This is a genomic window from Bacteroides sp. PHL 2737 (assembly GCF_004115325.2).
Lineage (GTDB): Bacteria > Bacteroidota > Bacteroidia > Bacteroidales > Bacteroidaceae > Bacteroides > Bacteroides hominis.
Genome location: NZ_CP040630.1, coordinates 4,287,916 through 4,301,391 on the forward strand (window position 1 = coordinate 4,287,916; position 13,476 = coordinate 4,301,391).

10 protein-coding genes and 1 pseudogene are annotated in these 13,476 nt (G+C 48.7%); 7 read left to right on the forward strand and 4 right to left on the reverse strand.

All coding sequences use genetic code 11. The features are described from left to right. Positions 1-180: 180 nt before the first annotated feature. The 4 genes from DBK98_RS17750 (at position 181) to DBK98_RS17765 (ending at position 6,311) form a co-directional block, all read left to right on the forward strand. The gene (locus DBK98_RS17750; RefSeq protein ID WP_032536091.1) at positions 181-1,101 is read left to right on the forward strand and encodes a Tsr19 family tyrosine-type DNA invertase; all 921 of its coding nucleotides are present in this window, start codon (positions 181-183) and stop codon (positions 1,099-1,101) included. Between the two features lie 454 nt (positions 1,102-1,555). Beyond that, positions 1,556-2,959, forward strand: a complete 1,404-nt coding sequence (locus tag DBK98_RS17755) for an undecaprenyl-phosphate glucose phosphotransferase (protein WP_032536092.1) — start codon at positions 1,556-1,558, stop codon at positions 2,957-2,959. Between the two features lie 144 nt (positions 2,960-3,103). After that, positions 3,104-3,892 carry a polysaccharide biosynthesis/export family protein gene (locus DBK98_RS17760; protein WP_005779864.1) on the forward strand — a complete coding sequence of 263 codons (789 nt, stop codon included), beginning with the start codon at positions 3,104-3,106 and terminating at the stop codon, positions 3,890-3,892. A gap of 13 nt (positions 3,893-3,905) precedes the next feature. Then, on the forward strand, positions 3,906-6,311 hold the full coding sequence (locus DBK98_RS17765; RefSeq protein WP_032530476.1) for a polysaccharide biosynthesis tyrosine autokinase: 2,406 nt from the start codon (positions 3,906-3,908) through the stop codon (positions 6,309-6,311). A 125-nt stretch (positions 6,312-6,436) separates the two neighbouring features. Here DBK98_RS17765 and DBK98_RS17770 read toward each other — a convergent pair whose 3' ends face one another. Together DBK98_RS17770 and DBK98_RS17775 are read right to left on the reverse strand one after the other, a co-directional pair. After that, positions 6,437-6,886: an N-acetylmuramoyl-L-alanine amidase gene (locus DBK98_RS17770; RefSeq protein ID WP_005806817.1), complete on the reverse strand. Its 450-nt coding sequence runs from the start codon at positions 6,884-6,886 to the stop codon at positions 6,437-6,439. Between the two features lie 278 nt (positions 6,887-7,164). Next, the gene (locus DBK98_RS17775) at positions 7,165-7,611 is read right to left on the reverse strand and encodes an HU family DNA-binding protein (RefSeq protein ID WP_005779870.1); all 447 of its coding nucleotides are present in this window, start codon (positions 7,609-7,611) and stop codon (positions 7,165-7,167) included. Positions 7,612-7,801: 190 nt separating this feature from the next. Here DBK98_RS17775 and DBK98_RS17780 point away from each other — a divergent pair, with 190 nt between their 5' ends. Continuing rightward, complete coding sequence (locus DBK98_RS17780) at positions 7,802-8,050, forward strand: DUF4248 domain-containing protein (RefSeq protein WP_005779872.1); 249 nt, start codon at positions 7,802-7,804, stop codon at positions 8,048-8,050. 252 nt (positions 8,051-8,302) lie between these two features. Here the strand turns inward: DBK98_RS17780 and DBK98_RS17785 are convergent. Together DBK98_RS17785 and DBK98_RS17790 are read right to left on the reverse strand one after the other, a co-directional pair. Beyond that, positions 8,303-10,677: pseudogene (locus DBK98_RS17785) on the reverse strand (DUF3987 domain-containing protein). Positions 10,678-10,901: 224 nt separating this feature from the next. Continuing rightward, positions 10,902-11,054: a hypothetical protein gene (locus DBK98_RS17790; protein WP_164932435.1), complete on the reverse strand. Its 153-nt coding sequence runs from the start codon at positions 11,052-11,054 to the stop codon at positions 10,902-10,904. Between the two features lie 280 nt (positions 11,055-11,334). Here DBK98_RS17790 and DBK98_RS17795 point away from each other — a divergent pair, with 280 nt between their 5' ends. Together DBK98_RS17795 and DBK98_RS17800 are read left to right on the forward strand one after the other, a co-directional pair. Further along, positions 11,335-11,853 carry a UpxY family transcription antiterminator gene (locus DBK98_RS17795; RefSeq protein ID WP_005820710.1) on the forward strand — a complete coding sequence of 173 codons (519 nt, stop codon included), beginning with the start codon at positions 11,335-11,337 and terminating at the stop codon, positions 11,851-11,853. A 57-nt stretch (positions 11,854-11,910) separates the two neighbouring features. After that, entirely contained in the window at positions 11,911-13,440 is a 1,530-nt protein-coding gene (locus tag DBK98_RS17800; protein ID WP_032536094.1) for an oligosaccharide flippase family protein, read from the forward strand. Positions 13,441-13,476 lie beyond the last annotated feature (36 nt).

The following is a 13,476-nucleotide window of genomic DNA, read 5'->3' on the forward strand; positions in this document are numbered from 1 at the left end:
TTCGGGACACTTTTTTACTCTCCTTTTTCATCGGACCATTTGGGTATTTATGACACTTTCATTCGTCTATACTTTATGGCTATTGATTTTTTACTAATTTCCTGCAAATTTTCTGCCTTACCGCTCAAAATCTTTTTTATTAGAATCATTGTTGTTGAACACACTAAAAAAAACAAGAAAATGGAAATTGAAAAGTTCATTAAATCTTTAGCCAAGAAGGCTAAGTTAGGTGGTCGTTACAGTACAGCCAACACTTACATTTACACCCTGCACAGTTATCAGAAGTTTGCAGGAAAAGATTCGCTTACTTTTGAAGAAATCACTCCCGAGAGCATCAAGGAGTACGAACAGTATTTGCTTTTGAGTGGGAAAAGGCATAATACGATCTCACTCTATATGCGCATGTTACGTTCCATTTGCAATCAGGCCATCGAGCAAAACCTGGCTTCACTCAATACGCGGGAGTTATTCGAGAATGTTTTCATCGGCAACGAACCTACCGCCAAACGGGCTATTTCGCCTTCCATCATCTCCCGTCTGCTGGAGGCCGATCTGGGTAAGAACAGTAAGCTCGATTTTGCCCGCGACCTCTTCTTGCTGAGCTTCTATCTGCGTGGAATCCCATTTGTCGACCTGGTGCACCTCCGCAAAACAGACGTGAGAGGGAAAACACTGGTTTACTTCCGTCAGAAAACGGGTCAGCAACTTACGGTCATCATAGAAAGCTGTGCCAAAGCGATTCTTAGGAAGTATGCGGCACTCTGTGCAGACTCCATCTATCTGCTACCGGTCATTAGCGCAGCCGGTGAAGAAGGGCATAAGCAATACCGGAGTGCGCTGAGGGTGTATAACAAGCGACTCAACCAGATATCTGAAATACTTAAGCTGAAGACTCCGCTCACTTCTTATGTAGCACGCCATAGCTGGGCCACCACAGCCCTGCAAAAGGGGGTTCCGGTTTCAGTAATCAGTGCCGGCATGGGGCATGCTTCGGAAAAGGTGACATACATCTACCTGGCTTCTTTTGATAATAAAACACTGAGTAATGCGAATAAAAAAGTAATTGCTGCCGTGAGACTAAAGAAGGAAGAAGAAGAGTGATATAAATGGTTCTCTTACTTATTAGGTAATAGAACAAAGCGATCCCTTACTTATTAGGTAATAGAACAGATTTGTTTGTTTTATCGCTGCAAAAGTAGAGATAAAAATTGAAATATCACAAACAAAATGATAATTTCTTTTCTAATAAAGTGGATAATAATCAGTTTAAATATCAGTTTGAAATAATTTATTCATTTAATAGAAAGATTAGTCATAATTCCTGTTTGATGTAATTACTCAAACAGGAGTTACCAAATTGCGATAATTTTACATCGTAGTTATATAAGCTACCCCCTCTTTTATGTTTAGTTAACCTCTCCAAGCCATATTTTATATCTTTTCGTTATTCTGCATTCTATTACCTAATAAGTAAGGGAACAAATTGTAATGCACACAGCAAGATGATAGTGGATCAAGCACTGACAACTATTACATACACTCCTATAGATACATTATGAAACAGGTATTGCGGTTTAATAAAGTTATAAAAAGGATAGTATTCGCCGGAGATTTAATTCTCTTGAATGGTATCTTTCTATCTCTGTACGCACTCTTAGGAAGTAAATTCTTTGCAGATCCATTTACCCACTCACTTCCACAGGTTTTAGTATTACTCAACTTATGCTATCTGGTTAGCAACATGTCATCGGGCGTCATACTGTATCGCCGCGTAGTACGTCCCGAACAAATTGTATGGCGCGCCATACGCAACAGCGCCGGACACGCCCTATTCTTCTCCTGCGCCCTCACCTTTGGAAACTTCGGTATCCTCTCCGCACGTTTCTTCCTGATATTCTATCTCACGTTCACCACGCTGTTAGTCTGCTACCGTCTGTTGTTTCGCAGACTCCTGAAATGCTACCGCAAGCATGGAGGAAACTCCCGCAGCATCATTCTCGTGGGCAGCAACAGCAATATCATCGAACTGTATCATCAAATGACGGACGATGTCACTTCCGGATTTCGTGTCATCGGTTATTTCGACGACCAGCCCGGCAGTCGCTTTCCCGAAAAAGTGAAATACCTGGGACAACCCGGCAAGATTGTGGATTATCTGAAACGGGGAGGAATCGAACAAGTCTATTGCTGCCTGCCATCCGCCCGCAGCGAGGAGATACTCCCCATCATCGATTATTGTGAGAATCACCTGATACGCTTCTTCAGCGTCCCCAACGTACGCAGTTATCTTAAACGCCGGATGTACTTCGAGCTTCTGGGCAACGTGCCCGTACTCTGCATCCGTCAGGAGCCTCTCAGTTTCACCGAAAACCGCTTCAGGAAGCGTACGTTCGATATCGTTTTCTCCCTGCTGTTCCTGTGCACGCTCTTCCCCGTTATCTATATCATCGTCGGACTGACCATCAAAATCACCTCACCGGGCCCCATCTTCTTCAAGCAGAAGCGAAGCGGAGAAGACGGACGCGAGTTCTGGTGCTACAAGTTCCGTTCCATGAAAGTAAACGCACAGAGCGACACCCTGCAAGCCACCTTGCACGATCCGCGTAAAACCCGATTCGGCAACTTTCTGCGTAAAAGCAGCATCGACGAACTGCCGCAGTTCATCAACGTACTGTTGGGCGACATGTCGGTAGTGGGCCCCCGCCCTCACATGCTGAAACATACGGAACAATACTCACAACTGATCAACAAATACATGGTCCGCCATTTTGTGAAGCCGGGTGTCACCGGCTGGGCGCAAGTCACCGGCTTTCGTGGAGAAACCCACGAACTGTGGCAAATGGAGGGCCGCGTGCAACGGGACATCTGGTATATCGAGCACTGGACCTTCATGCTCGATTTATATATAATATATAAAACTGTAAGAAATGCGTTAGAAGGAGAAAAAGAAGCTTATTAAAACAAAGAGTTCACCACAGAGGACACAGAGGACACGGAGTTTTTATTTTCCAGGTTTATAGAAAGATCTTAAATTCTTCCTCTGTGAACTCTGTGTCCTCTGTGGTGAGCCACCCCATATAGTAATACTCTAAAATTAAGATAAATGACAAAAAGACTACTTTTTTTTACGTTAACCTGTATCCTGCTGGCTTCCTGCCAGTCCTACAAGAAAGTGCCTTATTTGCAAGACTCGGGAGAGGTGCAACGTGCCGTTGCGGAAGCCAAGCTTTATGATGCACGCATCATGCCGAAGGATCTGCTCACCATCGTCGTGTCCTGCACCGACCCCGAACTGGCTGAACCGTTCAACCTCACCGTAGCGACTCCCGTCAGCGCCGCGCAGAACAGCCTGACCAGCCAGCCGGCACTCCAGCAATACCTGGTAGACAACCGGGGCAATATCGAATTCCCGATACTGGGCACCCTGCACATCGGCGGGCTGACCAAAAGCGAGGCGGAAACACTGATCAAAGGGAAGTTAAGCGACTATATCAAAGAATCGCCCATCGTCACCGTCCGTATGGCCAATTATAAGATCTCTGTCATCGGCGAAGTAAACGCTCCCGGAACTTTCACCATCAGCAACGAAAAGGTCAACCTCTTCGAAGCCCTTGCCATGGCAGGCGACATGACCGTGTACGGATTGCGCGACAACGTCCGCCTGATCCGCGAGGACGCCGACGGACACCAGCACATCATCACGCTGGACATGAACCGGGCAGATATCGTCCAATCGCCCTACTACTACCTGCAACAGAACGACATCCTGTATGTCACACCCAATAAGACCAAGGCAAAAACAGCCGACATCAGCACCAGCACCACCATCTGGTTCTCTGTGGTAGGCACGCTTGTGTCGCTTGCCAGTTTAATCATTACAATCGCCAAATAAAGAAACCCCGAAAATGAAAGAAGACTTATACGACGATCTATACGAAGAGAAAGAAGAGAAAATAGACTTCCACGCCATGCTGTTCCGCTACATCATCCGGTGGCCCTGGTTCGTGGCTTCGATCATCCTCTGCCTTGCGGGAGCATGGTTATACCTCCGGCAGACCACTCCGGTCTACAACATCTCGGCTTCCGTAGTCATCAAGGACGATAAGAAAGGGGGCAACAGCGGAGGAAACCTCACCGCGCTCGAAGGCCTGGGTCTGGTCAGCTCGGTATCGAACATCGACAACGAGATTGAAATACTACGTTCCAAAACGCTGGTCAAGCATGTGGTCAGCGAACTGAACCTATACACCACCTATACAGCCAAAGGCAGTTTCAACGAAACGGAACTTTATAAAAATTCGCCGGTACTGGTGGGACTCACTCCGCAAGAAGCGGACAAGTTAGCAGCGCCGGCCGTCTTCGAACTCACCCTGTCGCCCGGCAACCGGCTCGACGTGAAAGCCACCATCGGAGAGAGCTCCTACAGTAAAAAGTTCTCCAAGCTGCCGGCCCTGCTCACTACTCCCGCAGGCACGTTCACGTTTACGCTTGCCCACGACTCCGTCACCGTCAAAGAACCGCAGACGCTCACCGCCGTTGTCAGCAATCCCCTGTGGACAGCCAAAGGCTATGCGGGAGCACTCAGTGTAGAACCGACGTCCAAAACCACCTCTATCGTCATCGTCTCTTTAAAGAACACCAACAAGCGCCGTGGCGAGGACTTCATCAACCGGCTGATCGAAGTCTACAACCGGAACACCAACAACGACAAGAACGAGGTGGCGGAGAAAACGGAAGAGTTCATCGCCGGACGTATCCGCATCATCAACGACGAGTTGTTCAGTACCGAAAAGGAATTGGAAAACTTCAAACGGGATGCCGGACTGACCGACCTGGCAAGCGATGCCCAACTGGCCGTCAGCGAAAACTCCGCCTACGAGAAACAACGGGTGGAGAACGGCACCCAGCTCAACCTGGTACGCTACTTAGGCGAATATATCTCCGCTCCGGACAAGCTCAACACCGTGTTGCCCGTCAACGTCGGCCTGACCGACCAGTCCCTGTCCACCCTTATCAGCCAGTATAACGAAATGGTGCTCCAACGCAACCGCCTGCTGCTCAATTCTTCGGAAACCAACCCGGTGATCGTGAATCTGGATACCAGCATCCGTGCCATGCGCGAAAACATCCTGACCACCATCCACAGCGTTCAGAAAGGTTTGCTGATCACCAAAGCCGACCTCGACCGGCAGGCCAACAAGTTCAACCGCCGCATCAGCAATGCTCCCGCCCAGGAACGCCAGCTCGTCAGCATCTCGCGCCAGCAGGAAATCAAAGCCGGACTCTACCTGATGCTGCTCCAGAAACGGGAAGAAAACTCCATCGCGCTGGCCGCCACTGCCAACAATGCCAAAATCGTAGACGAAGCCATGGCCGACAACGGTCCCGTCTCACCCAAGACAAAGACGGTCTACATGATCGCGCTCCTGATGGGGATAGGCATCCCCGTAGCCGTCATCTACGTCATGGGCCTGCTCCAGTTCCGCATAGAAGGACGGGCGGACGTGGAGAAACTGACTTCCGTCCCTATCATCGGAGACATCCCCCTGGCGGAAGAGGGAGAAGGGAAGCAGGGAAGCATCGCCGTCCGCGAAAACGAAAACGACCTGATGGCGGAAACCTTCCGGGGCATCCGCACCAACCTGCAATTCATGCTGGGCGAAGAGAACAAAGTGGTCCTGGTCACCTCCACCATCAGCGGCGAAGGAAAAACATTCGTAGCCACCAACCTTGCCATCAGCCTCTCGCTGCTCGGCAAGAAAGTAGTCATCGTGGGACTCGACATCCGCAAGCCGGGACTGAACAAAGTATTCTCCCTTTCGCACAAAGAGAAAGGAATCACTCAATACCTGGCCAATCCGCAGCATACCGACCTGCTGTCTATGGTGCAGCCCTCGGAGATATCACCCAACCTGAGTATCCTCCCCGGTGGAACAGTCCCGCCCAACCCCACCGAGCTGCTGGCACGCCAGGCTTTGGTGCAGGCCATCGATATTCTGAAAAGGCACTTCGACTACGTGATACTCGACACCGCCCCCATCGGGCTGGTCACCGACACACAGATCATCGCACGGGTAGCCGACCTCTCCGTTTACGTATGCCGTGCCGACTATACGCATAAAGCCGACTATACCCTGCTCGAGGATCTTCGTCTGGGCAACAAACTTCCGAACCTGTGTACCGTCATCAACGGGCTCGACATGAAAAAACGGAAATACGGTTATTACTATGGATACGGAAAATACGGACGCTACTACGGGTACGGCAAAAAGTACGGCTATGGATATGGTTACGGCCAAAAACACACTTAGACATCTCTATGATTTTATAAAATATGAAGAATTAATTATTTGTTACACTTATGCCATGAAAACCAAACCGCTATAAGAGTTAATTAAATTAACTCTTATAGCGGTTCAATTTCCATTTTAAAACATCAATGTAATTTTTTATCATCAATCACATTAAAACACGGACACTGCTTTATCCATTCCTCGGGCTCGATCTCCCCATTGGCGTTCAAGTCCGGACTCAGATCCCGGTGGCCACACACACGGCTGCCGGGATACTGTTTTAGCAGAGTCTTCACCAACACCCGCATCGAATGCACCTGCCACTCCGTCCGGGTATCCTTGGGACGTCCCCTCGCATCCAACCCTCCTTCATAACAGATACCGATACTCGTCGCATTGTGCCCTTTGGCATGCGCCCCTATTTTCTCTACCGGACGAGTGGACACAATCCGCCCGTCCTTGCGGATATAGAAGTGATACCCCGGCCCGTTGAAGCCACGCCTGCGATGGCAGACATCCAGATCGAACTCCGTAAAGCACCGGTCTTCCCTCGTTGCGGAGCAATGAATCACGATTAAGTCGATTTTCCTCATACCCCCTCCTTCACTTTTCGACATTCCTCCCACCGAGAAACATCAGGAACGCGATCACCCATTCCAAGATTCTTTGTAACTTCTTCATCGTTGCTTTGCTATATTAAGTTGTTTTACGTTTTCACCACAGTTTTCACCACAGAGGACACAGAGGACACAGAGTTTTTAATTTTCCAAACTTCTGTTTCACCACTCTGTTTCACCACAGAGCAACACAGAGTTTTAATTCCTCCTCTGTGTCCTCTGCGTCCTCTGTGGTGAAAAACTGTGGTGCGAAATCATGCCGTCGGGTCATCCACAATCCCCCCGTCGCCGTCGCCCTTTTGCGCCGCCCGGGTGCTCACCTTGCTGAAGCTGAGTGTCTTCATCGCATCCGCCAGCACAGGCCCCGGACGGAAGTTCACCCTCGCCTTGCTGATATTCGCCGCTTTGAAATCCTCCGGCTTTTCAGCTCCCTTGCTTCTCAGGCCCACCTGAAACGTGCCGATATTGCCCAGCCGTACAATCTCTCCCCTCGACAGCCCGTCTACCATTTCATCCTCCAGCGCCTTCAGCACCGCCACCACATCCGCCGAGTGCACCGTACAGGCCTTTTCCACCCGGGTCGAGATCTCGTCCAGACCCACATCGCCACTCGCCTGCGCCTGGGCATAATACTTGGCGGGATCATCCTTCTTCTGCATGTTCTTGCGCGCTACTACCGAATACGTAACTTCTTTACTCATAATCGTACTTTTTTTTAGAGTTAAACATCTGTTTTTCAATCACATTTCAAAGATACGACAACCTCGATGCGCCAATGACAAGGAAAGAGCGCCGATGACGAAGTTTGACGAAAAAAGAGTATAAAAACACGCTGCATTCCGGGTATTTTTTCGTATATTTACGGTAGATAACAATCAGATAATCAAAACCATGAACCAAAGAAAAGAAGAAGACACAACCGAAGCCGATTTCATTATCCGCTCGTACACCAAAGCCGAACTTGCACAACTTTACTGCCCGGGCCTCGATCCGGTGCTCGCCCTGCAGAAACTCTACCGCTGGATGCGTAAAAACACTGCCCTGACCCGGGCACTGTCCGAAGTCAATTACAACAAATACCGCCACAGCTTCCTCAAGCGCGAAGTCGGGCTGATAGTGCATTACCTGGGAGAACCTTGATTTCACCACAGAGGACGCAGAGGACACAGAGTTTTAATTTAAACACCTGTTCCGGGGAAAATAAATTTTTCCTCTGTGAACTCTGTGTCCTCTGTGGTGAAAAACGTGAAAAAGACTTAGACGTTTCCCTCGAAACATCCAAGTCTTTTAGTAGAAACTCTTAAGTCTTTTCAGAAAAGGCTTAAGAGTTTTTTCATACAAATGCAAGCACCTTTCCAGCCTCTTTTTGGGTCCAAAGGTCCAAGGTCCATTCTATGGGATGCCCGCTCCCCAGCTCCGAGTCGTCCTTCGATACGCATCTCCCTCTTTTACAACGAGTTTAAGCTCGACTGTCTTCCTGAAAAGCCGTTTAGCAGTGGTTTTAGGAATCCCCATCTCCACAGCCTTATCCACCACTTGGGTAAAAGTAAAAGTTCCTGAAAGAGACTGCAATACCGGACGCAATCTGAAATAAGGCTTTAAAGGCTTCGGCTTACTCTCGCTTTTCCGCATACAGGTAGACAGCAGCAGGCTATGCTCCAGCAACACATCCGTCATCAACATGGCGGTATGGAAATCTTCGTCAGAACATGCATATTCGGGCATCGCCCAAGCACACTCCCCCTTCCGCAACGCCGTAAGCACACAGGCTATCCGGCTCGCCATCAACCCGTGTCGGAGCACGATCGCCCCCGGCGAGTCATCCCGCTCGTTCACCACCTCAGACAAGTGAGAAGCAAACCGCAATGTATGCTCCGCCCATTGCTCCGAAGTAAACGTAACCTCCGTGGGAGACTGAAGCAGGAACTGATGTAACTCGAGCAGGCGGGCACTCAGACGGACAAACACCGCGCGATGATCCTCGCACCCCGCCCGCGGAGCCGCCGAACGCCACTCCCAGGCACTCTGCCCCGTATAGATCAGAAAACGACTGTACAATCCATTTTCCAATGAAGGAATAAAACGCACCAACTGATTGGGAGTGCCGGCCAGACACAAAGCCAGACGCGGATGGCGAGCCACCACCTGACGCCCGTTCACCTTAAAATCAGCCGATACCACTTCGTGCTGAAAAGCAGCCCGGAATACATCATCGTGCTTTCCGCACTCATTCCGGATAGCGCCCGACACCATGTCCAGCTCCGTAGCATTGATGCAGCACCCCAACTTGCCGCTCTCTTCCAAAGCGCTAATGATCAAACTCTTCGACACATTGGCGAAAGTGTCAGCAATTTACGGACAGGCTCTTTGGGACGTAGCGAAAAATCCGGCGAACGCTTCTCCGCCTGCGCCTTTTTCTGCTCCAGCTCCCACTCGAAAAACGCTTTATCGTACACCAGACGCACCTCATCATTCTGTTTCTCGTAAAACTTATGAATCTCGGCAGGCAGCATTCCGGCAAGCCCCACCACTCCCTTTCCGCCCCCGGCATGGGCTATCACCATATAGTACAGATGCGGAGAATAATACATTTGATCGTACAAAAGACGTACCTCGGGCAGGCACGCACTGATATTGACAATCATGGCCGCCAGCAACATGTCCCGCTCACGAGGACTTCCCGCCACCTTTACCCCTTCGGCCAGCAAGGCAGGCAGATGATCAAATACCTCGTCGGGAAAATAAGGCGCATCCCGCCGGAATCCTTCACTTTTTCCGAACAAGACATCCTCCAAATCCTCTTCTTCCTCCTCCTCGGGCATCCCATAGAATGGACCTTGGACCTTTGGACCCAAATCGGTCGCCACAGCGTCCGCCTTTCTGACAGAAGCATACTGATAACCAGAGAGTAACGTTTTCTCAATCTCTCCGCTTCCGAAATCAGCCTGCGCATATTTCTCAACCACTGTTTTTTGCAACAGCCGCATTTCCTCCGGCGAAAAACCTTTATACCGGGCATAGCGTCCCAACTTCAACATAAACGCATGACGCCCTCCCGTCGCAAACGGGTTCCGGACATCAAAATCATTCAGGAAAGCCTGCATAAAGCCATTCCCCGCTTCGGGAGCAACGCCTGCCGGACGAGCTCCATCCACCGCCTGCGCAGGATACCCCCCTTCCGCCTGCGGCAGTCCGTCCGCCTGTTCCCGCCACGGAAACACCCCGGCAGCGGGATTATAATACGCATCCGGATCATACGAAGCGTAACACGCCCGCCCTAAATCACGGCACGACATATCGCAAGGATGACCCAACACGCGCTCCAACTCACGGGCGACGACAGGATAAGCCGCCGCGTATTGCCCGGCATTCTCCGCATCGATACGCACAATCAGCTTCAAGCCCTCACCCGAGATACTGACAAAGGCCTCCACCACGTATGGCAATGCCTTGGCCTTCTCCTTCATCCCGGACAGTTTCTCCGGACAGTGATCAAAGTCGAACAGTGCCAGTCCGCTCAGCCGGCTCACCTGGTTCGCCGCATGTCCGCCCCGGCACCTGCCGGCTACCACCACTGCATTCAGGGCACCCTTCAGCTTCTTGGCTTCCTCGGCCATCCCCGTCTGCATCCACCGCCGATACGACTCGGCAAGCACCTTCCAGCGTGCTCCCCTGAGGTCATTATGAAACTCTTCCAACGAAATCTCTTCCGCCTTCTTTTCCCACACATGGAGGAAAAAGGAAATTGTAAACTCTCTCTTTTTCATTGAGTATTAAATTTTAATGTTTTTAATCCCGATCCACCGCCAAGCGCACAAAGCAAAACCCTTTCCACTCCGCATCCTCTGCAATGAACCATGATGCAAAAGAACAACAAACTTTTTACACTTCCGAATGTTAAAACCGCCGTAAAAGTCCCTTCGGAAAGCTTCCACACCCAACCACACACCACTTTCACCGTCCACCTCCCGGCTCTTTTTAACACCCGAATTTATTTTCTCACCTCCCGCTTCCGCTCCTGATCCTTCACCGTGTTACTCAGGAAGCGGCACAACCGTTTCATCTCCCGCATCTCCTCCCTCGAGAGCGGTTTGGGAAGCTCACGCACCAAGGCAAACACCTGTCCGGACAACTCTCTAAGCAACTCATTCGAGTTCTTTAACTTGTAGTTTTTTTTCCATTATTATTAAATTTAAAACATATGTTAATTATTAAAACTCACAAAAGTACAACCCAAAGATTAAAAATTCATTATTTTTTCTATTTTAATGAACAATTTATTGCATTTAGTAAATTTATATCTATCTTTGTAGCAAAATCAAACGTAAGATTCGGTTTACCCAAGCAGACAACTGTGACAGGTAACCGCGTAGCGTATCCGGGAGCGCCCCTCCCACTTTCTCAAACCATACTCCCCAACCGACATGAAATCCTGGCTTGCCGCCTACGTCCGTCTCTATCACGAAAAGAAAACCCGTGACCGCCTGACGGCAATGGGCATCGAAAGTTTCCTGCCCGTGCAGGAAGAAATCCATCAATGGAGCGACCGCCGCAAAAAGATAGAGCGCGTGGTCATCCCGATGATGATCTTCGTACACGTCGACCCGGCAGAACGGGCCGAAGTGCTGACCCTTTCGTCCGTCAGCCGCTACATGGTGCTGCGCGGACAAAGTACTCCCGCCGTCATCCCCGACGAGCAGATGGAGCGCTTCCGCTTCATGCTCGACTACTCCGAAGAAGCCATCGAAGTGTGCTCCTCCCCCCTCGCCCCCGGCGAACAGGTGCGAGTGATCAAAGGTCCGCTTACCGGACTGGAAGGCGAGCTGGTGACCATCAACGGGAAAAGTAAGGTGGCGGTAAGGCTGGATATGCTGGGCTGCGCCCATGTGGATATGCCGGTGGGGTTCGTGGAGAGAGTGGGAAAGATGGAGGCGGTGAGATGAAGGATATTAATAAATAAAAAACGATAAGATACAATAAGCCACGCTATAAAACGATCTATGAGTTCTACCGCCAACCGTGTCGTAAAAAACACAGGATTCCTTTATGCCAAGATGGGCATCACGATGTTCATCTCACTATATACCACCCGACTGATTCTGAATTCACTGGGAGCAGCCGATTTCGGTATATTCAATATCGTAGGTGGAGCCATAGCCATGCTGGGATTCCTGAACGCAGCGATGGCCGGAGCCACGCAGAGGTTTATGTCCTATTCGGAAGGGGAAGGAAACAAGAAAAAACAGAAAAGTATATTCAACATCAGCATCCTACTGCATTTTTTTATAGCATTGGCTGCGGGAATTGCGCTGCTGATCGCCGGATATTTTTTCTTCAACGGCATTCTGAATATTCCAGCGGACCGGATTTTTGCCGCAAAGGTAGTATATGGCTGTCTAATAGTCAGCACCATGTTTACGGTGATGTCCGTTCCTTATGACGCAGTGCTCAATGCCCACGAAAACATGAAATACTATGCGATCGTAGGAATCATCGAATCATTACTGAAGTTGTCAGTAGCACTTATCGTTGTTTATACTTTCTCAGACAAACTGATTGTTTATGGCGTTTTGATGGCATGCATACCACTGATCACGCTGACCATAATGCGAATATATTGCCACAAACATTATACGGAATGCACGATTGCACCCAAGAAATACTGGGACAAGACGATGATGAAAGAAATGACAAGCTTTGCAGGGTGGAACTTTTCAGGAACAATAGCAAGTTTAATAGGTAATTACGGAAATGGTATATTGATCAATCACTTTTTTGGAGTCGCATTAAATGCAGCTATGGGAATTGGCAACCAATTAAACGGACAACTATCAATATTCTCCAACAACATGCTAAAGGCTTTAACCCCAATAATTGTGAAAAAAGAAGGTGCAAGAGATAGGCAAAGCATGTTACAATACTCTTTCATTGGATGTAAACTATCTTTTGCGTTACTGGCTTTTTTCGCCATACCATGTGTAATTGAGACTCCTTTTATCCTTAAAATTTGGCTTAAAAATGTACCAGAATGGACTATACTTTTTTTTCGTTTACAACTTCTACGCACACTCTTAGAACAATTAACCATAAGTTTAGGAACCACATTATCAGCAGAAGGACATATCAAAGAAATGAACATTATTTCGTTTTTCACAAATTTATTGCCTCTAATTATTTTATGGTTTCTTTTTAGTATAGGTTTTCCACCTTATTGGCTATACATAGTAGCTATTCTTTCAATGGTTGTATTACCCAGCATAGCAAAGCTCTATTACTGCAAAAAATATTGTAATCTCAAAATCAAAACATATTGGAATATTGTGTTATTTCCATCTGTAATATGCGCCCTAATAGCATTCATGGCAGGATACATACCGTCAATACTATTAACAGACTGGAGCGCATTAGTGTGCTCTACCGCTTGTTCTTTCAGCACTTTTACATTATGTTTCTACTTTATAGTTTTATCTAAAGACGAACAAGAGAAACTAGTAACTATGATCAAGAAGATTACCCCTCGAAAGTACTGATAATACAGCATACTTTCAAATCAGGCCTCAAAATAA

Bases quoted from the DNA above. Each gene is read 5' to 3' on its own strand.
- DBK98_RS17765 (WP_032530476.1), top strand. From the start codon at position 3,906: ATGAAAGAAGACTTATACGACGATCTATACGAAGAGAAAGAAGAGAAA.
- DBK98_RS17775 (WP_005779870.1), bottom strand. From the start codon at position 7,611: ATGAGTAAAGAAGTTACGTATTCGGTAGTAGCGCGCAAGAACATGCAG.
- DBK98_RS17755 (WP_032536092.1), top strand. From the start codon at position 1,556: ATGAAACAGGTATTGCGGTTTAATAAAGTTATAAAAAGGATAGTATTC.
- DBK98_RS17795 (WP_005820710.1), top strand. From the start codon at position 11,335: ATGAAATCCTGGCTTGCCGCCTACGTCCGTCTCTATCACGAAAAGAAA.
- DBK98_RS17770 (WP_005806817.1), bottom strand. From the start codon at position 6,886: ATGAGGAAAATCGACTTAATCGTGATTCATTGCTCCGCAACGAGGGAA.
- DBK98_RS17780 (WP_005779872.1), top strand. From the start codon at position 7,802: ATGAACCAAAGAAAAGAAGAAGACACAACCGAAGCCGATTTCATTATC.
- DBK98_RS17800 (WP_032536094.1), top strand. From the start codon at position 11,911: ATGAGTTCTACCGCCAACCGTGTCGTAAAAAACACAGGATTCCTTTAT.
- DBK98_RS17760 (WP_005779864.1), top strand. From the start codon at position 3,104: ATGACAAAAAGACTACTTTTTTTTACGTTAACCTGTATCCTGCTGGCT.
- DBK98_RS17750 (WP_032536091.1), top strand. From the start codon at position 181: ATGGAAATTGAAAAGTTCATTAAATCTTTAGCCAAGAAGGCTAAGTTA.